The organism is Tessaracoccus flavus (assembly GCF_001997295.1).
Lineage (GTDB): Bacteria > Actinomycetota > Actinomycetes > Propionibacteriales > Propionibacteriaceae > Arachnia > Arachnia flava.
On the sequence record NZ_CP019605.1, the window covers coordinates 1,458,312 to 1,475,984 of the forward strand.

General features: G+C 69.2%; 17 protein-coding genes, 1 tRNA gene and 1 pseudogene. 10 read left to right on the forward strand and 9 right to left on the reverse strand.

Features of this window, described 5'->3' with window-relative positions; genetic code table 11:
- Positions 1 to 17 precede the first annotated feature (17 nt).
- From thrB to RPIT_RS06695, 4 genes are read right to left on the reverse strand one after another with little or no spacing between them, the layout of a single operon-like run.
- Positions 18 to 908, reverse strand: a complete 891-nt coding sequence (gene thrB, locus RPIT_RS06680; RefSeq protein WP_077341747.1) for a homoserine kinase — start codon at positions 906 to 908, stop codon at positions 18 to 20.
- Positions 908 to 2,212: a homoserine dehydrogenase gene (locus RPIT_RS06685; RefSeq protein ID WP_077341749.1), complete on the reverse strand. Its 1,305-nt coding sequence runs from the start codon at positions 2,210 to 2,212 to the stop codon at positions 908 to 910. The genes thrB and RPIT_RS06685 overlap by 1 nt, the downstream gene beginning before the upstream one ends.
- Positions 2,209 to 3,612, reverse strand: a complete 1,404-nt coding sequence (gene lysA / locus RPIT_RS06690; RefSeq protein WP_077341751.1) for a diaminopimelate decarboxylase — start codon at positions 3,610 to 3,612, stop codon at positions 2,209 to 2,211. Before lysA ends, RPIT_RS06685 begins: the two co-directional genes overlap by 4 nt.
- A 20-nt stretch (positions 3,613 to 3,632) precedes the next feature.
- Positions 3,633 to 4,130, reverse strand: coding sequence for a hypothetical protein (locus RPIT_RS06695; protein WP_077341753.1), 498 nt, complete (start codon positions 4,128 to 4,130; stop codon positions 3,633 to 3,635).
- 76 nt (positions 4,131 to 4,206) lie between these two features.
- On the opposite strand from RPIT_RS06695, the gene RPIT_RS06700 reads away from it, so the two are divergent.
- From RPIT_RS06700 to galK, 5 genes are all read left to right on the forward strand, one after another.
- Positions 4,207 to 4,281 (forward strand) — tRNA-Arg (locus RPIT_RS06700).
- Between the two features lie 19 nt (positions 4,282 to 4,300).
- Positions 4,301 to 5,578: a glycosyltransferase family 87 protein gene (locus RPIT_RS06705; RefSeq protein ID WP_077341755.1), complete on the forward strand. Its 1,278-nt coding sequence runs from the start codon at positions 4,301 to 4,303 to the stop codon at positions 5,576 to 5,578.
- A gap of 76 nt (positions 5,579 to 5,654) precedes the next feature.
- The gene (locus RPIT_RS06710) at positions 5,655 to 9,377 is read left to right on the forward strand and encodes a multifunctional oxoglutarate decarboxylase/oxoglutarate dehydrogenase thiamine pyrophosphate-binding subunit/dihydrolipoyllysine-residue succinyltransferase subunit (protein WP_077341757.1); all 3,723 of its coding nucleotides are present in this window, start codon (positions 5,655 to 5,657) and stop codon (positions 9,375 to 9,377) included.
- Positions 9,377 to 9,553 (forward strand): DUF6104 family protein, encoded by a 177-nt coding sequence (locus RPIT_RS14955; protein ID WP_093665045.1) that lies wholly within the window; start codon positions 9,377 to 9,379, stop codon positions 9,551 to 9,553. Before RPIT_RS06710 ends, RPIT_RS14955 begins: the two co-directional genes overlap by 1 nt.
- The gene (gene galK / locus RPIT_RS06715) at positions 9,553 to 10,695 is read left to right on the forward strand and encodes a galactokinase (protein ID WP_176789348.1); all 1,143 of its coding nucleotides are present in this window, start codon (positions 9,553 to 9,555) and stop codon (positions 10,693 to 10,695) included. Before RPIT_RS14955 ends, galK begins: the two co-directional genes overlap by 1 nt.
- Here galK and RPIT_RS06720 read toward each other — a convergent pair.
- A complete protein-coding gene (locus tag RPIT_RS06720) occupies positions 10,692 to 11,063 on the reverse strand; it encodes a hypothetical protein (protein WP_077341759.1) in 372 nt (123 codons plus the stop codon). The two genes, galK and RPIT_RS06720, sit on opposite strands and share 4 nt — an antisense overlap.
- 152 nt (positions 11,064 to 11,215) lie before the next feature.
- Between RPIT_RS06720 and RPIT_RS06725 the strand changes: the two genes are divergently transcribed.
- Complete coding sequence (locus RPIT_RS06725) at positions 11,216 to 11,467, forward strand: WhiB family transcriptional regulator (protein WP_077341761.1); 252 nt, start codon at positions 11,216 to 11,218, stop codon at positions 11,465 to 11,467.
- Between the two features lie 11 nt (positions 11,468 to 11,478).
- Here the strand turns inward: RPIT_RS06725 and RPIT_RS06730 are convergent.
- Positions 11,479 to 12,893: pseudogene (locus tag RPIT_RS06730) on the reverse strand (sensor histidine kinase).
- 113 nt (positions 12,894 to 13,006) lie between these two features.
- On the opposite strand from RPIT_RS06730, the gene RPIT_RS16110 reads away from it, so the two are divergent.
- Positions 13,007 to 13,081, forward strand: a complete 75-nt coding sequence (locus RPIT_RS16110) for a 50S ribosomal protein bL37 (RefSeq protein ID WP_390620223.1) — start codon at positions 13,007 to 13,009, stop codon at positions 13,079 to 13,081.
- Between the two features lie 51 nt (positions 13,082 to 13,132).
- On the opposite strand, the gene RPIT_RS06735 is transcribed toward RPIT_RS16110, so the two are convergent.
- The 3 genes from RPIT_RS06735 to RPIT_RS06745 all read right to left on the reverse strand — a co-directional run bounded on the left by RPIT_RS06735 (position 13,133) and on the right by RPIT_RS06745 (position 14,788).
- Positions 13,133 to 13,387, reverse strand: a complete 255-nt coding sequence (locus RPIT_RS06735) for a zf-HC2 domain-containing protein (protein ID WP_077341763.1) — start codon at positions 13,385 to 13,387, stop codon at positions 13,133 to 13,135.
- Positions 13,384 to 13,983 (reverse strand): sigma-70 family RNA polymerase sigma factor, encoded by a 600-nt coding sequence (locus RPIT_RS06740; protein WP_077344243.1) that lies wholly within the window; start codon positions 13,981 to 13,983, stop codon positions 13,384 to 13,386. The genes RPIT_RS06735 and RPIT_RS06740 overlap by 4 nt, the downstream gene beginning before the upstream one ends.
- 106 nt (positions 13,984 to 14,089) lie before the next feature.
- Entirely contained in the window at positions 14,090 to 14,788 is a 699-nt protein-coding gene (locus tag RPIT_RS06745; protein ID WP_077341765.1) for an SOS response-associated peptidase, read from the reverse strand.
- Between the two features lie 48 nt (positions 14,789 to 14,836).
- Here RPIT_RS06745 and RPIT_RS06750 point away from each other — a divergent pair, with 48 nt between their 5' ends.
- Genes RPIT_RS06750 through rsgA form a run of 3 tightly spaced genes read left to right on the forward strand, consistent with a single transcriptional unit; the run spans position 14,837 to position 17,672 of the window.
- Entirely contained in the window at positions 14,837 to 15,451 is a 615-nt protein-coding gene (locus RPIT_RS06750) for a DoxX family membrane protein (RefSeq protein ID WP_077341767.1), read from the forward strand.
- Positions 15,451 to 16,701, forward strand: coding sequence for a 3-phosphoshikimate 1-carboxyvinyltransferase (aroA, locus tag RPIT_RS06755; RefSeq protein WP_077344244.1), 1,251 nt, complete (start codon positions 15,451 to 15,453; stop codon positions 16,699 to 16,701). The genes RPIT_RS06750 and aroA overlap by 1 nt, the downstream gene beginning before the upstream one ends.
- The gene (gene rsgA / locus RPIT_RS06760; RefSeq protein ID WP_226996357.1) at positions 16,698 to 17,672 is read left to right on the forward strand and encodes a ribosome small subunit-dependent GTPase A; all 975 of its coding nucleotides are present in this window, start codon (positions 16,698 to 16,700) and stop codon (positions 17,670 to 17,672) included. The genes aroA and rsgA overlap by 4 nt, the downstream gene beginning before the upstream one ends.
- Position 17,673 lies beyond the last annotated feature (1 nt).

Here is a 17,673-nt window from a genome sequence, read left to right on the forward strand (position 1 = left end):
TGTTGGCCCAGCGCCAATTACCGGCTTTCGGACAGTTCCACTCCCCCGGCCGGCAGGAGCCGCCGCACCGCGAAACCCGCGGTGCCGACGCCCTCGACGGGGGCCAGCTGCTCCGGCAGGCCGACGGCGATGACCGTCGGCCCGGCGCCTGAGATGGCTGCGGCAACGCCCGCCTCCCGCAGACGCAGCATGAGGTCGTAGGACGGCTGCATCAGCGGCGCGCGGAAGGTCTGGTGGAGCAGGTCCCTGGTGGCGTCGAAGAGCAGATCCGGACGCTGCGTGAGGGCGAGCGGAAGCGCGGCGGCGGCGATCGCCTGGGCCACGGCGTCGGTCCTGCGGACGTGATCGGGCAGCACTGACCTGGCCTCGTCGGTGCGGCACTCGGTCTCCGGGACGAAGGCGACAGCGGCGAATCCGTCCGGCAGCGGAAGCTGGACCAGCGAGACCCGGCCCTCCCTGGACCAGGCGAGGATCGCGCCTCCCCAGACGGCGGCGCCGACGTTGTCGGGATGTCCCTCGGCCTCGTCGGCCAGCCGTGTGATCACCGCCCGGTCCAGCGGCTCGCCCGGCCGTGCGATGCCGTGGGCGAGCGTCAGCCCGGCCACGATGGCCGCCGCCGAGGAACCGAGACCGCGCGAGTGGGGGATCGCGTTGTGGCAGGTCAGCCGCATACCGGGCGGGGCCACGCCGAAGGCCCGCAGGCCATCGAGGATCGAGCTCACGACGAGGTGCCTCTCGTCGAGAGGGACGTCACCGGCGCCCTCCCCCGTCACGACCACCTCGATCCCTGGCGCCTCAAGGACGTCGAGGGTCAGGTCGTCGAACCAGTCGAAGGCCATCCCGACGCAGTCGAAGCCGGAGCCCAGGTTCGCCGTCGTGGCGGGCACCCGGACGGTGAGTCTGCGCATCAGAACCCTTCAACCCGCATGACCCGGATCTCCGATCCGACGAAGTCCGCCCGGCCCAGCTCCTCGACGACGGCCGACAGGTTCGTCTCCTGCGTGACGTGGGTCATGACCCCGAGCCTGGCGGCGAAGCCCTCCCGGCGCTCCCCGCCCTCGATGTAGCTCTGCTGGACGACCCTCAGGCTGACGCCGTGATCGCCGAAGACCGCAGCGCAGCGGGCGAGCACGCCGGGACGGTCGACGACCTCGAAGCTGACGTAGAACTGCGCCTGCGACTCTCCGATGGGCGCCACCTGCCGGGCCGTGTAGGCCGATCCGAGGTGACCGGCGGTGCCGCGGTGGCGGTTGCGGGCGACGGTCACGACATCGCCCATGACCGCGGACGCGGTCGGGGCGCCGCCGGCTCCCTGACCGAGGAACATCAGTTCCCCCGCCTCGCGGGAGTTGACGAAGATGGCGTTGTAGGCGCCGGAGACGGACGCGAGCGGATGCTTGTTGGCCACCATCGCCGGGTGCACCTTGACGATCACGCGGTCATCGTCGGTGAGCTTGGCGATGGCCAGCAGCTTGACCGTGCAGCCCATCAGCTCCGCCGCGGCGATGTCGTCGGGGGTCACCGACGTGATGCCCTCGCAGAAGACCTCCTCCCGCTTCACCTCGGTGTGGAAGGCGAGGCCGGCGAGGATGGCGGCCTTGGCCGCGGCATCGTGACCCTCGACGTCGGCGGTCGGGTCCGCCTCGGCGTACCCGAGCTGCTGGGCCTCGGCCAGGGCAGAGTCGTAGCTCACCTGCTCGGTGACCATCTTGTCGAGGATGTAGTTGGTGGTCCCGTTGACGATGCCCATGACGGCGGTGATGTCGTCGCCGACCAACGACTCGCGCAGGGGGCGGATGATCGGGATGGCCCCGGCCACTGCAGCCTCGTAGTAGAGGTCGACCCCCCTGGCGTCGGCGTCGCGGGAGAGCTCGCCGAGGTAGTCGGCCAGCAACGCCTTGTTTGCGCTGACGACCGAGGCGCCGTTGGCGATGGCGGTGCGCAGCAGCCCGAGCGCCGGCTCGATACCGCCGATCAGCTCGATCACGATGTCGAGGTCGCCGCGGGACACCAGCCCCTCGAGGTCGGTGGTGATCAGCGCCGGGTCGATGCCGGGGCGCTGGGTTGCGGCGTTCCGGACGCCGATGCCCACCAGCTCGAGCCTGCGGCCGATCCGCGACTCGAGGGTGCCACCCTCTTTGAGGATGATGCGGGCCACCTGGGATCCGACCACACCCGCGCCCAGCAGGGCGACCTTCAACGGCTTGCTCATTTGCCCACGTCCAATCTCATGATGTCGTCCAGCGTCTCGCGGCGCAGCATCACGGAGGTGACGCCGTCCTTGGCCGCCACGACGGGAGGCTTCGGGATCTGATTGTAGTTATTGGCCATGCTGCGCGCGTAGGCGCCGGAGCCCGGCACGGCGATGAGGTCCCCGATGGCGATGTCCGACGGGAGGAAGACGTCACGAATGAGGATGTCGCCCCCTTCGCAGTGCTTGCCGACGACCCGGCAGAGCACGGGCCGGGCCGAGGAGTTCCGGTTGGCGATGGCCGCCGAGTACTCCGCAGCGTAGAGGGCGGGCCGAATGTTGTCGCTCATGCCGCCGTCGACGCTCACGTAGACCCGCGAGCGGCCCCCCTCGAGCTCGACGATCTTGACGGTGCCCACCCGGTACAGCGCGACGCCCGCGGGACCGCAGATGGCCCGTCCCGGCTCGATGGACAGGTGGGGTCGGCTGAGGCCGAACCCGCGGCACTCGTGCTCCACCATCTCCTCGAAGGCAGCGGCGATCTCGGCGGTGGCCAGCGGGCTGTCTGCGCCCACGTAGGCGATGCCGAAGCCTCCACCCAGATCCAACTCCGCCAACTCGACGCCGGTTGCGGTGCGGAACTGCGAGGCGAGCCGCATCGTGCGCCGGATCGCCACCTCGAACCCGTGGGTCTCGAAGATCTGCGAACCGATGTGGCTGTGGATGCCGGCGAGATCGAGGAAGCGTGAACTGTGGCAGCGCACCAGGGCGGTGAGCGCCTGGCCGCCCATGATCGACAGGCCGAATTTCTGGTCCTCGTGGGCGGTGGCGATGTATTCGTGCGTGTGCGCCTCGACACCGGTCGTGACGCGGACGAGCACGCGAGCGGTGTGCCCGCCGGCCTCGCAGGCGCGTTCGAGCCGGGCGATCTCGTCGAACGAGTCGACGATGATCCGGCCGACCCCCTGCTCGAGGGCGAACTCGATTTCCTCGTCGGACTTGTTGTTGCCGTGGAACCCGAGGCGCTCCGCCGGCATGCCGCCCGCCAGCGCGATGCGCATCTCACCCATCGTCGTCACGTCCAGGTTCAGGCCCTCCTCGAAGGCCCACCGGGCGACCGTCTTGGTGAGGAGCGCCTTGCCGGCGTAGAAGATCGACCATCCGGCGAACGAGTCACGGAACTCCGCCGCCCGCGAGCGGAAGTCGGCCTCGTCGATGACGTAGGTGGGGGTGCCGTGCTCCTGCGCCACGTCCGTCAGCGCAATCCCCGCTACGACGATGCGTCCGTCGTCGTCACGCACAGTCCCGCGGGGCCAGAGTTTCGTGTCGAGGGCGTTCAGGTCGGCGGGCACCTCCAGCCACTGCGGCCCCCCCTGCGTCGCGTCCGCGTGGATGGAGCCGGCGATGTGCATGTGCGTCATGGGGCACAAGCCTGCCAGTTCTAGGAGACAGAGACGGTCACCGTCTCGTGGCCACGCAGGATGAGGGAGGTCGGGTTGACGACCTGTTCGCCGTCGGCTTCCACCCTCAGGTCGCCGCAGGTCGCGCCCAGGCACTCGTCGGTGAACCGCACGCCCCACAGGTAGAAGAAGTCGCCCAGGGTGATGTCCCGGTTTCCGTCGCCCTCGAGCCAGACGTCTCCACCGGGCTCGTGGGTGTGAACCGGGGCCTGCACGGCCCTGAGCCGGTCCACGCCGATGTAGGCGGGGATGTCCACCGCCTCCCCGTCGACCGTCACGTCCAGGCTGAGGACCCACGGATCGGTGTCGTCCCCGAGGCTCAACTCCGGGAAGCCGCCACCCTGGATGTAGGAGATCGCGTCGCGGGGCGCGTCCCAGGGCGCGGCCGTCTCGCGTTGAATCGCGGGGGCAGGTTCGGGCCTGTCCACGCAGCCCGTGAGCAGCGCCACGCCGCACACCACAGCCAGGAAGCTTCGCACGCCACCACCGTAGCGCGTGCGACAGCGGCCTCACCGAGGTGCTAACCTAGCCAGCGTCGCCGCTTGCGGTGGCCTGGCCCCCGTAGCTCAGGGGATAGAGCACCGCCCTCCGGAGGCGGGAGCCGAGGTTCGAATCCTCGCGGGGGCGCCAGCACACAAGGAGGGCGGCCGTGTCGCTACGCACCTGGCTCGTGCCGTTCGGTCTCATCGCACTGTTCCTCTCCACGCGGCTGGCGATTCTCATCGCGCTGGAACTGCCCGAGGTCGCGTTCGTCGCCAACGACATCTCCTACTACGGCTACCACCTCTACCACCTCGAGGCGGGTGAGCCCGATGTGATGCGCGAATACCCGGTGCCGGCGGTCTGGATCCTGCAGGGCATCTACGCGATCGGCGGGGGGTGGCAGACGTGGGGGCCGTGGTACCGCGCCGTCTTCATCCTGCTCGACGCCCTGGTGGCCATCACGCTGTACCGGCGCGGGAACGCTTCGGGTGCGCTGTTCTGGATCCTCTTCACCGGCGCCCAGGGCGCGATCCTCTGGTACCGCTTCGATCTCATCCCCGCGGCTCTGGTCGCCTGGGCGTGCCTGCTCGCCACGACGTTTCCGAGAGCGGCCGGCGCCATGGTCGGTATCGGCGCGGCCGTCAAGCTCTGGCCCGCGCTGCTCATCGGCCCGCTGCTCGCGCCGGATCCGCTGCGCGACGCCGGTTCGCGACGGCGGCTCGCCGGGTTCGTCGTGGCGGGGTTCGGGCTGGCGGCAGCGTCGCTGGCCACGAGCGGCTGGGAGCGATCCGCCTCCCCGATCTCGTGGCAGAGCGACCGGGGGCTCCAGATCGAGTCGGTGCCCGCGTCCCCGCTGATGCTCCTTCGAACCTTCACCGACAACCCGTCGTGGCACATCGAGCTCACGCCGTTCAATGCGCTGGAGATCGTGACCGGCCCCGGCATCGGCGTGATGCTGAGTGTGTCGACGGTGCTGACCGCGCTGTCGGTGCTCCTCGCCGTCGCGCTCAGCTACCGCCTGATCCGTAACCTCCGCAGCGGTGATCCCCGGCTGCCGGAGGCGATCGTCCTGGCCGTGCTGACGATCGTGCTGGCCATGATCGTGTCGAACAAGACGCTCTCGCCGCAGTACATTTCGTGGCTCGGCGGCCCGGTGGCCGCACTGCTGGTGACCAGGCACAGCGGCTGGCTGCACCGGCACGTCGAGGTGCTCGCCGTCTCGATGATCGTGGTCGGCGCACTGACGCAATTCACCTATCCCTGGGGGGCCTACGGCATCATGGCCATCCCGCTCGGCTCGGGCCCGGAGACGGCCGTGCTGCTGCTGCGCAACGCGTCGCTGGTGGTGCTCCTGGTGTACTCGTTGGTGCTGACGCTCCGCGCCAGCGCCGGGGGCGTCCCAGCCCCGCCGAGGCGGTCAGCAGCACCGCTCCAAGTTGGGTAAGCTTCGCCGTAGCAGCCGCAGACGCCTGCGGCCTCAGATTCTCACAGAGGGGATTGTGGCCTACCGCCACCTCACTATGTCAGCACCTGACACCAATGAAGACTTCGGGGCCAACTCTTGGCTGATCGACGAGATGCGCGAGGCGTTCGACGCCGATCCCCAATCGGTGGATCCCTCCTGGCGCGCCTACTTCGAAGGGCAGCCGTCCTCCCCGCCCACCCCTCCTGAGAAGCCGAAGCCTGCCCCCAAGCCCGAGCCCAAGCCTGCCCCCAAGCCGGAATCGAAGCCCGCCCCCAAGCCGGAGGCGAAGCCGAAGCCCGCCCAGCCCGAGAAGGCGAGCCAGGTGGAGCAGGTGCTCCAGGGCGGCGAGACCCCGCCGAACCCCGGCACAGGCACCAGCCTGTCGGCCAACGCCCCCAACCCGGCCCTTCGCCCGGAGCCCAGCGCCGCCGAGCCCAAGTACACGGTGCTGCGCGGCGCCCCCATGCGCACGGCCAAGAACATGGACGCCTCGCTGACGGTGCCCACCGCCACCTCCGTGCGGTCCGTCCCGATGAAGCTGGTGATCGACCAGCGCACGGTCATCAACAACTTCCTGCGCACCTCCAAGGGCGGCAAGGTCTCGTTCACCCACATCATCGGCTACGCCATGGTCCAGGCGCTCAAGGCGCTACCCGACATGAACAACGCCTACGACGTGGTCGACGGCAAGCCGAACCTCATCGAGAACCCGACGATCAACCTCGGCATCGCCATCGACATCCGTAAGGGCGACAGCCGGCAACTGCTCGTGCCGAACATCAAGGGATGCGAGAACCTCAACTTCTTCCAGTTCTGGTCGGCCTACGAGCGGGTCGTCAAGAAGACGCGCGACGGCGATCTCCAGGTGTCGGACTTCGCGGGCACCACCGCCTCCCTGACCAACCCGGGCGGCATCGGCACCAACCACTCCGTGCCGAGGCTGATGACCGGCCAGGGACTGATCCTGGGCGTCGGCAACATCGACTACCCCGCCGAGTTCCAGGGCATGAGCCCGTCCCGGTTGATGGATCTCGCGGTCAGCAAGATCACCACGCTCACCAGCACCTACGACCACCGCGTCATCCAGGGCGCCACGTCGGGCGAGTTCCTCAAGAAGATGCACGCTCTGCTGCTCGGCGAGGACGGGTTCTACGACGAGATCTTCGAGGCGCTGCGCATCCCCTACGAGCCGCTGCGCTGGGCCCCGGACATCTCGGCCCACCGCGACTCCCAGGTCAGCAAGACCGCGCGGGTGCTGGAGCTGGTCAACGCCTACCGCGCCTTCGGCCACCTCGTCGCCGACACCGATCCCCTCGAGTACCGCCAGCGGTCCCACGAGGACCTCCGGCTGGAAACGCACGGGCTCAGCATCTGGGACCTCGACCGCGAGTTCGCCGTCGGGACCTTCGGCGGCCGGGAGCGCACGTATCTCCCGCTGCGGGAGATCATCGGGACACTGCAGGACTCCTACTGCCGCACCATCGGCGTGGAGTACATGCACATCAACGACCCCCGCCAGCGCGAGTGGTTCCAACTGCGCATGGAGAAGCCCCACACGCCGCTCACGCACGAAGAACACATGCACGCGCTCGACAAGCTGAACGAGGCCGAGGTCTTCGAGACGTTCCTGCAGACCAAGTTCGTCGGCCAGAAGCGCTTCTCGCTCGAGGGCGGCGAGTCGCTCATCGTGCTGCTGGACGAGATCGCCCAGCGCGCGGCCAACGACTCCCTCGACGAGGTCTGCATCGGCATGCCGCACCGCGGCCGCCTCAACGTGCTGGCCAACATCGTCGGCAAGAAGTACGCGCAGATCTTCAAGGAGTTCGACGGCCAGGTGGACCGCTCCGGCACGGGTGACGTCAAGTACCACCTCGGCGCCGAGGGCACCTTCGTCGCCTCGAACGGCGCCACGGTCAAGGCGTCCGTCGCCGCGAACCCCTCCCACCTTGAGGCCGTCAACCCGGTGCTGCAGGGCATCGCCCGCGCCAAGCAGGACACGCTGGGTGCCGACGACTTCCCGGTGCTGGCGCTCACGCTGCACGGCGACGCCTCGTTCTCCGGACAGGGCGTGGTCTTCGAGACGCTCCAGATGAGCCAGCTCCGGGGCTACAAGACCGGCGGCACGATCCACGTGGTGGTCAACAACCAGGTGGGCTTCACCACCGCACCCACTGAGTCGCGCAGTTCGCACTACTCCACCGACGTCGCCAAGGCGATCTCGGCCCCGGTGCTGCACGTCAACGGTGACGACCCCGACGCCTGCATCCGGGCCGCGCGGGTGGCCTTCGACTACCGGCAGCGATACCACAAGGACGTCGTCATCGATCTGGTGTCCTACCGCCGCCGCGGCCACAACGAGGGCGACGACCCGAGCTTCACCCAGCCGAACATGTACGACCTCATCGAGCAGAAGCGCTCCACGCGGCGCCTCTACACCGAATCGCTCATCGGCCGCGGCGACATCTCGATGGCTGACGCCGAGGACGTCATGAACCGGTTCCGGAGCCGCCTCGAGAACGTGTTCCGCGAGGTTCGGGAAACCACGGAGACCGACGACGACTACCGCAAGGTCCCCTACTACCCGACGAAGCCGGAGGCCCGGCTCACCGAGATCACGCCGGACATGCTGCAGACCATCGCGAACGTGCACACGCAGTTCCCGGACGGTTTCACCGTGCATCCCAAGGTCATGCCGCAGCTCGAGCGCCGCGCGCAGGCGATCCTGGAGGGCCCGATCGACTGGGCGACTGCGGAGATGATCGCCATCGGCTCGCTCCTGATGGAGGGACGACCCGTGCGGCTGGCCGGGCAGGACTCGCGTCGCGGCACGTTCTCGCAGCGGTTCGCCGCGATCGTCGACCGGGTCACGAACGAGGCCTGGGTGCCGCTCAAGCACCTCACCGAGGACCAGGCGAGCTTCGACGTCTACGATTCGCTGCTCAGCGAGTACGCCGCGCTCGGCTTCGAGTACGGCTACTCCGTCGCCCGGCCGGACGCGCTCGTCATGTGGGAGGCGCAGTTCGGAGACTTCGTCAACGGCGCCCAGATCATCTCCGACGAGTTCGTCGCCGCCGGCAACGCGAAGTGGACCCAGAAGTCTGGCGTCGTGCTGCTGCTCCCCCACGGCTACGAGGGGCAGGGACCCGACCACAGCTCGGCGCGCATCGAACGATGGCTCCAGCTCTGCGCGGAGAATGCGCTGGCCGTGTGCCAGCCGTCCACCCCGGCGAGCCACTTCCACCTGCTGCGCCAGCACGCCTACGTCAACTGGCACCGACCTGTGGTCATCGCGACCCCGAAGTCGATGCTGCGCAACAAGCTGGCGGTCTCCACGCCCGAGGAGTTCACGTCGGGCCGGTGGAATCCCGTCCTCGACGACCCGTCGATCACCGACCATTCGGCGGTCGAGCGCCTCATCCTCTGCTCCGGGAAGGTCCGGTGGGACCTCGTGGCCCGACGCGACAAGATGGGTCTCGGCGGCAAGGTCGCGATCGTCGCGCTGGAGCGTCTGTACCCGTTGCCCAGCGAGGGACTGGCCGCGGTGCTGAAGCGCTACCTCCACGTCAAGGACGTGCGGTTCGTCCAGGATGAGCCGGAGAACCAGGGCGCCTGGCCGTTCCTCTCCGCGCACTTGCCGGCCAACCTCAAGAACTACCTCCCCGACTACGACCTGACGATGCGTCGGATCTCGCGCGAGTGGGCTTCCGCCCCCTCCGTCGGCTCCCTCAAGGTCCACAAGGCGCAGGAGGAAGAACTGCTCGACGAGGCGCTGGGGTGATGTACTTCACCGACCGTGGGCTCGAAGAGCTCGCTGACCGGCGCGGCCAAGAGGAGTTCAGCTTCGAGTGGCTCGCCGACCAGCTTCGCACCTTCGTCGATCTCAATCCCGAATTCGAAACCCCTGTCGAGCGGCTGGCCTCCTGGCTCGCCCGTCTCGACGACGAGGAGGACTAGTGCCTGACCTGGCCGCCCTGGCTGACCGCTTCCGCTCCCTGACCGGATCCGAGCCCGAGGGCTTCTGGTTCGCTCCCGGCCGCGTCAACCTCATCGGGGAACACACGGACTACAACGACGGCTTCGTCCTGCCGTTCGCTCTCGAACGCAAGGCCGTCCTGGCCGCCGGACGGCGCCACGACGATCAGCTGGTGATCGCGTCCCTCGAGCTGAATGAGGACGTGACCATCGCGCTGAAGGACCTGGCGCCGGGCGTCGGGGGCTGGGACGCCTACCTGGCCGGGGTGGTGTGGGCCCTGCGCGAGGCGGGCCACGCGGTGGGTGGCGCCACGCTCGTCCTGTCCTCCGACGTGCCGCTGGGCGCCGGCCTGTCCAGTTCGGCGGCCATCGAGTGCGCAACAGTGGCGGCGCTCGTCGATCTGTACGGCCTCACCATCGAGAAGATGGACCGGGCCAGGGTGGCCCAGGTGGCCGAGAACGCGTACGTCGGCGCCCCCACCGGGCTGCTGGACCAGGCAGCGAGCACCCTGTGCGAGGCGGACGCCGGGCTGTTCCTCGACTGCCGCACGCTTGACACCGAGCAGGTGCCGTTGCCGATGGCTGCCCAGGCACTGGAGATCCTCGTGCTCGACACGAAGACCCCGCACAGCCACGTCGACGGTGAGTACGGGACAAGGCGCCGCACCTGCGAGGAGGCCGCCGAGATCCTCGGCGTCGACGCGCTGCGCGACGTCACCGACCTCGACGCCGCCCTCGCGCAGCTCGACGATGACACGATGCGGCGCCGGGTGCGCCACGTCGTCACGGAGAACGCCCGCGTGCTCGACGCCCTCGCCCTTGCGAGGGAGGGCGATCTGGAGGCGCTGGCCCCGCTCTTGGACGCCTCGCATGCGTCCATGCGCGACGACTACGAGATCACCGTGCCCACGGTCGACCTGGCTGTGGAGACGGCCCGGGAGGCCGGAGCGTTGGGTGCCCGGATGACCGGCGGCGGCTTCGGCGGCTGCATCATCGCGCTGGTGCGCGCCGGGGACGCGGACCGGATCGGTCAGCGGATCGCCGAGGCGTTCTCTGAGGCGGGTTACGGCCGGCCGGAGTGGTTCGCCGCGACGCCCGCGCCCGGAGCCGGCCAGCTCCGCTAGGAGGGTCGCCTCCCGATCGACACGACGCCGGCGATGACCGTCGCGAGGATCACCGGGAGGACGGCGAGACTACCGAGGAACTGCGCGCGGTCGTCGGTGGTCAGGAAGCTCCCCACCACCAGCAGGTGCAGCAGGGCGGCCGCGACGACGAGGCCCATGGCCCACGCCCGGCCGCGGATCACCAACCAGGACAGTGCGATCATCGCGGCCCCGTAGCCGACGAGCACCGCCGCCACCCCGATCCCGAAGAGCTTCGAGTTGGCGATCGCCGAGCCCACGCCGATGCCGGCGATCGCGAGACCGGTGAGCGCCGTGAGGCCTGCGGCGACGGCGGCGAGGCGGCTGACGGGGCGTGAGTTGGTGGGCACGTGTGAAGCGTGCCCCATTCCCGATCGATGGTTCAAATTGAGCGGACAGTTGACCGACATCGGCCGGGAAAGATGAGTATTGTCTATCGTGACCCGCAGGGGTAACCTGCATACGCTCGACCGAGTAATCCCCCGACAGAAGGAGCCCAGCCATGGATTGGCGCCACAAGGCCGCCTGCCTCACTGAGGATCCCGAGTTGTTTTTTCCGGTCGGCAACACCGGTCCTGCACTCCAGCAGATCGAGGAAGCCAAGAAGATCTGCCAGCGTTGCGTCGTCAGGGAACAGTGCCTGGCCTGGGCGCTCGAAGCCGGGCAGGATCACGGAGTCTGGGGCGGGCTCAGCGAGGATGAGCGCCGAGCGATCAAGCGTCGCGCGGCACGCTCACGTCTGCGCAATTCCTGAGCGATCGTCGGTCAGTCCGGCAACGGAATGACGATTGTTGCCACCGCGCCCGCCCCGTCCTCGCGGTTGGTCATCTCCAGCGAGCCCCCAGATCCTTGATGAGGGCCGAGATGATCGAGAGCCCCAGCGACGTCTGTGAGCCGAGGGCGAACCCGTCCGGCAGGCCATGGCCCCGGTCCGCGATCCGGATCGTCAGCCGGCCCCCGGCCCGCTCCGGGAGCACCTCCACGACGCCAGAGGATGAGTCGAGGCCGTGCTCGATGGCGTTTTGGCACAGCTCAGTCACGATCATGGACAGCGACGTGGCCATCTCTGCGGGCACCACGCCGAAGGTGCCGCGCCGGTGTGCGCGCACGGTGCCGTGAGAGGCCGCCAGATCCCCCACCATCTCGAGGATCTTGTCGCAGACCTCGTCGAACGCGACCTCCTCGCCAAGCGAATAGCTGAGGGTCTCGTGCACCATGGCGATGGACGACACGCGGCGCATGGCGTCGCGCAGCGCCTCCTTCCCCTCCGGGGAGGAGAGCCGCCGGGACTGCATCCGTAGGAGCGCCGCGACCGTCTGGAGGTTGTTCTTGACGCGGTGGTGGATCTCGCGGATCGTGGCGTCCTTGGTCACCAGCATGCGGTCGCGCCGGCGCAGGTCGGTGGTGTCGCGGCACAGCACCAACATCCCGGCCGACGTGTACTCGAGCCAGAGCGGCAGCAGCACGAACCGCATGGAGGCGTTGCGCGCGTCGACGTCGAACTCCAGCGTGAGACGCCCGTCGAGGTCGGCGTTGACCGTCTGGCCCAGCGATTCGACCCCCTCCCGGAGCTGCCGGGTGAGTTCCCGGAAGTTCTCGCCCTCGATGTCGCCCGCCGCACCGAGCCGCCGGTAGCCCGTGATGGCGTTGGGGCTGGCGTAGGAGATGACCCCGTCGGGCATGACCCGGAGCACACCGTCGGCCACCCTGGGCGCCAGGGCCTTGTCCGAGGGTTGGACGAGGGGGAACTCACCGCGCATGAGCATCTGGGTGAGGATCTCGGCCGCCTCGATGAAGTTCTCCTCCAGCGCTCCCGTGGCGCGCATCCCCATCTGGTTCGTGTGGCGCTCGATGACCGCGATGGGCCGGTCGTGGCGCAGCACCGGGATCGCCCACACGTCCACCGGGATGCCGGCGTTAAGGGCGTTGTCGCTGGTCTCGGCGATCGCGTGGGTCATGTAGGCCACCGTCACCGGATGGTCGGGCTCATACTCGATGAGCTCCCCGATGATGTCCTCCTCCAACGCGGTGGGTCCCGTCACCGGGCGGATCTGCGCGGTGCAGGCGAACACGTCGCCGTCGTCGGAGATCGGTTTCCAGAGGACCAGATCGGAGAAGCTCAGGTCGGCCAGGAGATGCCACTGGTCGACGAACCCCTCCAACCACTCGTCGTCGGTCATCTGGTCCACTTCGCGCGCCACATTCCTACTCTGCCACGGAACGCCTTTCGCGTGCGCGGGGCTTGTCTGGCAGAATGAGGCGTCCTGCACGAAACCACAACGAGGAGATCCTCATGGGTAAGACCGGCCGCAAGCGCCGCGCTCGCCGTAAGAACAAGGCGAACCACGGCAAGCGCCCCAACGCCTGAGCGCACACAGATAAAGCCCCCGCCTCGGCGGGGGCTTCGTCGTACCGGGGATCAGCGGTGGGTGATGCGCAACGTCTGGATCCGGGCGGTCAACGTCGTCGGTGCCGCGGGAGTGGGTTGGCTGCGCTGGATCATCTCCGTGATAGTGGACTCGATCTCGAAGTTCTCCATACATCGCTCGCAGGCGTGGAGGTGGTGGCGGATGAGGTCGGCGTCCACCTCGAGGAGCTCGTTGCGGAGGAAGGCATGAACCCGGGCGAGGGCCTGGACACATTCGTCCATCTCGTCGTGTTCGTGTGAGCTCATGTCCGCCGTCCGATTCCCTTGTCGCGTGCGTAGTCGGCGAGGAGGTCGCGCAGCTGCGCGCGGCCCCGGTTGAGTCGACTCATCACCGTGCCGATCGGTGTGCCCATGATCTCCGCGATCTCCTTGTAGGAGAACCCCTCGACGTCGCTCAGCAGGACCGCCATCCTGAAGTTCTCGGGCAACTGGGCCAGCGCGTCAGCCACGACGGCGTCGGGGGTCTGGTCCAGCGCCTCCATCTCCGCGCTGCGGAGCCCGGCGGAGTCGTGCGAGGCGGCCCGCGCCAACTGCCAGTCCGAGACGTCCTCGTCGCCGCTGGTCTGCGGGGAGCGCTGCGCCTTGCGGTAGGAGTTGATGTAGGTGTTGGTGAGGATGCGGTAGAGCCACGCGCGGAGGTTGGTCCCGGGCGTGAAGGTGTGCCGCGACGAGAAGGCCTTGGCGTAGGTGTCCTGGACGACGTCCTCCGCGTCGGCCGGGTTGCGCGTCATCCGCAGCGCCGCGGCGTAGAGGCGGTCGAGATGGCTCAGCGCCTCCTCCTCGAAGGCCGCGTCGGCGTCGAGGGTGTCGTCGGCCAGCGACGTGCTGAGTTCCTGTTCCATCAGCAGCGAGAATAGCGCCGAAACCATCGCAAAGCCCACGTGAATCGCGTTCGTGGTCGTCGGGCCTGCAACTGTCATGCTGACGACAACGCTCGGCGGACCGGCTTTATTCCGGGAGCGGGTCGATCAGCTGCGGCCCGTCGTTGCCCACCCGGCTCACCGCCCGTGACACCGGATAGGGCGTGGCCAGCGCCGGGGGTCGAAGCAGCGTCACGGCGTGAGCGGCGTCGGTCAGCGCCGGATCGAGCCAGTCGTCCCAGGCCTCGCGGGGAACGCTCATCGGCATCCTGTCGTGGACCCAGCCGAGATCGTCGGTGGCGGTCGTGGTGATGATGGTGGTGGAGGCCAGCCAGCCGTCGGGGCCCCGCCAGAACTCGTAGAGCCCGGCCATGGCGAGCAGTCCATCCCGGGCGGCCAGGAAGTACGGCTGCTTGATCGCCTTGGGTCCGGACTCCGGCCGCACTTCGCTGCGCCATTCGTAGTACCCGAGGGCGGGCAGGAGGCATCGCCGGGCAGCGGCCGCCTTCCTGAAGGCGGGCTTCTCGGTGACGGTCTCCACGCGGGCGTTGATCATCGTCGTCGTCGGTGCTTTGGCCCAACTGGGCACGAGCCCCCAGCGCAGGGGCACCAACGATCGGGTGACGGCGTCGCCCCGCTCCCTCTCCACGACGGCCGGCACGAGGTCGGTGGGCGCGATGTTGAAGCGCGCTCCCGCCACCTCCGACACGCCGTCGGCCAGCACCTCCACGTCGAACTCTTCGGCCAGTTCCTCGGGGTTCGCCGTCGCCGCGTAGCGTCCACACATGGTGCAAGGATAAGCACGGCCGCTCAGCGCGCGTTGTAGGCTGACGCCATGAGCCTGACCAGATTCCTGTCCCGAAGCCTGTTCGCCAGCTACTTCATCGCTGAAGGCGTCAAGGCGGTCACGAAGCCAGCCGAGACTGCACCCGACGCCGAAGCATTCACGTCGCGGGTCGCCCCGCTCGTGCAGCGCGTGGTGCCCGCCGACATCGCCTCCTACGTGCCCGAGCGCGCGGAGACGTGGGTGCGGATCTCCGGCGTTGCACAGGTGCTCGGCGGAGTCATGTTCGCAACCGGCATCGGCCGTCGCCTCGGAGCCATGCTGCTCGCGAAGGCGAGCGTCCTCAACGTCGCCATCGCGCTGCCGGACAAGGGTGCCTCCCAGGACGCGAAGCAGGCCGCCCGCCCCGCAGTGCTCCGCAACGCCGCGCTGCTCGGCGCCTCGATGCTGGCCGCCCAGGACACCCAGGGCAAGCCCAGCCTCGCCTGGCGCACGGAGCACGCCGCGAAGGTGACCGAGAAGAAGGCCGCGGCCCTCGGCGACGACGTGAGCAAGGCGGCGCGCAAGGCGAGCGCCAAGGCCGAGAAGCAGGCCAAGTCGTTGGGCAAGAAGGCCCGCAAGTCGACGAAGCAGCTCACCCGCAAGCTCGAGGCCGCCGTCAGTTGATCAGCCTCCCCCACGCCGCCTCGCCGGTTGTCGGCGAGGTGGTGGTGCCGGGCTCGAAGTCGGAAACCAACCGCGCGCTGGTTCTCGCGGCCCTCGCCGATGCGCCCAGCCGGCTCACCGGCGCGTTGCAGTCGCGAGACTCCGACCTCATGATCGGGGCGCTGCGCAAGCTGGGCATCCTCGTGGAGCCCTCCGCCGGCACCCTGCTCGTCACTCCACCCGGACAGTTCCGCGGCGCCCAGGACATCGACTGCGGGCTCGCCGGCACCGTCATGCGGTTCGTGCCGCCGGTCGCCGCGCTCGCCGATGGCCCCAGTTCGTTCGTCGGAGACCCCCACGCGAGCGAGCGTCCGATGGCTCCCCTCCTGGACGGGCTCCGACAGCTGGGCTGCCGGGTCACCGGGGACAGCCTCCCGTTCACCGTCGAACCCGCCGGAAGGACGGGGCGCGAGACCAGCATCGACGCCTCCGGTTCGAGCCAGTTCGTCTCGGGCCTGCTGCTCATCGGCGCTCTGCTCCCACATGGACTCCAGGTGCGGCACACCGGCGCGACCCTCCCGTCGCGTCCCCACATCGACATGACCGTGCACATGCTGCGTGCCCGTGGAGTCCGGATCGACGAGCCCGACGAGCGGACCTGGGTGGTGCATCCGGGCCCGATCACGGCGCTCGACCACGTGATCGAGCCCGATCTCACCAACGCGTCGGTCTTCCTCGCCGCGGCGGCCCTGACCGAGGGCGACGTCTCCGTGTCGGGCTGGCCGGAGGCGAGCCTCCAACCCGGTGCCCTCTTCCTCGACGTGGCTGAGCGGATGGGCGCCGACGTGGCGCGCGACGTCGGCTCCGTGCGTCTGCGCGGGCGCGGCCCGCTCCGCGGCATCGATGTGGACCTCACCGCGGCCTCGGAACTCACCCCCGTCGTGGCGGCGCTCGCCGCCCTCGCCGAGGGCACCACCCGGATCCGCGGCGTCGGCCACATCAGGGGCCACGAGACAGACCGGCTGGCGGCGCTGGTCAGGGAACTCGCCCGGCTGGGCGCTGTTGCCGAGGAGACGGCGGACGGGATCGTCATCGAGGGAGGCCATCCGCTGCGGCCGACCACGGTCGAGACCTACGCCGACCACCGCATGGTGCACTTCGCGGCGCTGGTGGGGCTCGTCACGCCCGGTACCCACGTCACCGATCTCCAGTGCGTGTCGAAGACCATGCCGGACTTCGAGCGTGACTGGCGCGGGTTGGTGACGCCGTGAAGTCGCTCCGCGAAGACGACCACAGCGGCTTCGACCGGCCCCGCCGCCGGTCGCGCCCACGCACGAAGGAACGGCCGGACTACTCGTCGCTCCCGACGGCCCGCATCATCTCGGTGGACAGGGGCCGCTACCGGTGCGTCCTGCCCGACGGGTCCCCTGTCACCGCCGTCCGCGGCCGGCTGATCGACCGCAAGGGAGTGATCGTCGGCGACGTCGTGACGCTGGACGGGGATGTGAGCGGGGCCGAGGGGACCCTCTCGCGCATCGTCGACGTGGCGGAGCGCCGGACGGTACTGCGGCGCAGCGCCGACGACGCCGACACCTTCGAGCGGCCCATCGTCGCCAACGCCGACCAGCTGTTCATCGTCACCGCCCTGGCGGACCCCCCGCCGCGCATGGGGATGATCGACCGCATCCTCGTGGCGGCTTTCGACGCCCAGATCGACCCCGTTCTGTGCCTCACCAAGGCCGACCTGGCCAGCCCGGACGAACTGCGGGCGGCCTACGAGCCGCTCGGCGTGCCCATCGTCGTCACTGATCCCGAGGCCGACCTCACCGAGATCCGCGCGACGCTCAACGACCGCGTCACGGTGTTCGTCGGCCACTCGGGGGTGGGCAAGTCGACCCTGGTCAACCGGCTCATCCCCGACGCCCACCGCGCCACCGCCGAGGTGAGCGACCTGACCGGCAAGGGCCGCCACACGTCCACCTCGGCCATCGCCATGGAGCTGCCGGACGGCGGCTGGATCATCGACACCCCGGGGGTGCGCAGTTTCGGGATCAGCCACGTGCGGACCTCGTCGATCCTCGGCGCGTTCCCGGATCTGTCGGAGTTCGCCGACGAGTGTCCCCGCGGTTGCCACCACGAGACGGGCGCGATCGAATGCGCGCTCGACGACGCCGTCGCGGACGGACGGCTCAGCGAGGAGCGGCTCGCGTCGTTCCGCCGCATGGGGCGCGCCTTCGCCTGAG